Below are 1,740 nucleotides of genomic sequence, written 5' to 3'. Positions count from 1 at the left end.
CAGCCGGCCCCGGCGGTCAGCTTCAACTACCACGGCCAGTTCGACACCGGTGTCAGCGCGAACACCGAGTCCACCGGCAGCGGACCGCTGCGCGCCGAGACCGGGGTTCCCGGCCAGGACCACCACCCCGACGAGCAGCGCCAGCACCTGCTGGACGTGGTCGGCATGGTTCGCGAGGGCCGGCTGACCTTCAGCTGGTTCTACTCGACCGACCGCCATCGTGAGGAGACCGTTCGGCGGCTGGCCGAGGACCACCTGGGCCGGATCGCCGAGTTCGTCGAGCACTGCGCCCGGCCCGGATCGGGCGGGGCCTCGCCCTCGGACTTCCCACTGGTTCGGCTGGACCAGGAGGCGGTGGACGCGGTGGTGGGTGACGGCCGGGACGTTGAGGACGTCTACCCGTTGACCCCGTTGCAGGCGGGCATGCTCTTCCACGCGCTCGCCGACCCCACCGGCGCCGCCTACCTCGAACAGGTGACCGTCGAACTCGCGGGCATCACCTCACCGGAGGAGCTGGTCGCGGCCTGGCAGCAGGTCGTCGACACCTCCGACGCGCTGCGGGTCTCCGCCGTCTGGCAGGGCGTGCCGGAACCGTTGCAGGCGGTCCACCGGAAGGCGGAGATCCCGGTCACGAGGGCTGACTGGACCGAGCTCTCCCCTGAGGACAGGGAAACCGAGTTGGCCAGGGTCATGGCCGAGGACCAGGAGAAGGGCATCGACCTGGCCTCAGCCCCGCTGATGCGGCTGTTCGTGGCGACCCTGTCACCAACCACCGTTCGTGTGCTGTGGACCTTCCACCACGTGCTGCTCGACGGGTGGAGCACCTACCAGGTGCTCGCCGACGTCTTCGGGGAGTACGCCCGCAGGACCTCCTCCGACGGAGGCCCGCCAGCCACCGTCCGCCGTCCGTACCGCGACTACCTGCGCTGGCTGACCTCCCGTGACCAGCGGGTCGCGCTCGACTACTGGCGGAACACCCTGGCTGGCTTCGACCAGCCGGTACCACTGCCCTACGACCGCCAACCCGACACGGCCCACCAGGCGCACTGCACCGAGCGTGTCTTCGTTCCGCTGTCCGCCGAGGTGTCCGGGCGGGTCGCCGGCTTCGCGAGGGCACAGCGGATCACGGTCAACGCCATCGTGCAGGGGGCGTGGGCGCTGCTGCTCTCCCAGTACGGCGGTTCCCGTGACGTGGTTTTCGGCGCCACCGTCTCGGGGCGTCCCACGGACCTGCCTGGCTCGGACGAGATCCTCGGCCTGTTCATCAACACCCTGCCCGTCCGGGTTGTCGTCGAGCGGGCCACGACCGTGGTGGAGTGGCTGCGCAAGCTCCAGGCCGGTCAGGCTGAAGCGCGGCAGTACGACTACGTCGCGCTCAACGCCATCCAGACCGACGTTCCGGGCGGCCAGCCGCTCTTCGAGAGCCTCATCGTGTTCGAGAACTACCCGATCGACGAGGAGACGGCCGCCCGGCACGCCCTGGACATCCAGGACATGAACGCGGTCGAGGCCACCAACTACCCGGTGACGGTGATCTCGGCCGTCACCCAGGACCAGCTGGGGCTCGCGGTCGCCTTCGACCCGGTGCTCTTCGAGCGTTCGACCGTGGAACGGCTGGCCGCCCAGCTGGGACGACTGATCACCTCGTTCACTGAGGAACCCGACCGGCGAGTCGGTGACCTCGACCTGCTCGACGCGGCCGAGCGTGCCGAGCTGGTGTCGGCGTGGGCCAGCCCCTCG

Annotated in this window: 1 protein-coding gene; it reads left to right on the top strand. The window is 69.9% G+C overall.

Features of this window, described 5'->3' with window-relative positions:
- Positions 1 to 1,740 (top strand): condensation domain-containing protein (locus tag ACTIDRAF_RS31270; RefSeq protein ID WP_039789604.1); only part of this gene is annotated, 1,740 nt, incomplete at both ends.

The sequence above is a fragment of the Actinoalloteichus spitiensis RMV-1378 genome (assembly GCF_000239155.1).
GTDB lineage: Bacteria > Actinomycetota > Actinomycetes > Mycobacteriales > Pseudonocardiaceae > Actinoalloteichus_B > Actinoalloteichus_B spitiensis.
This window is presented reverse-complemented; position numbering and strand designations above follow the sequence as displayed.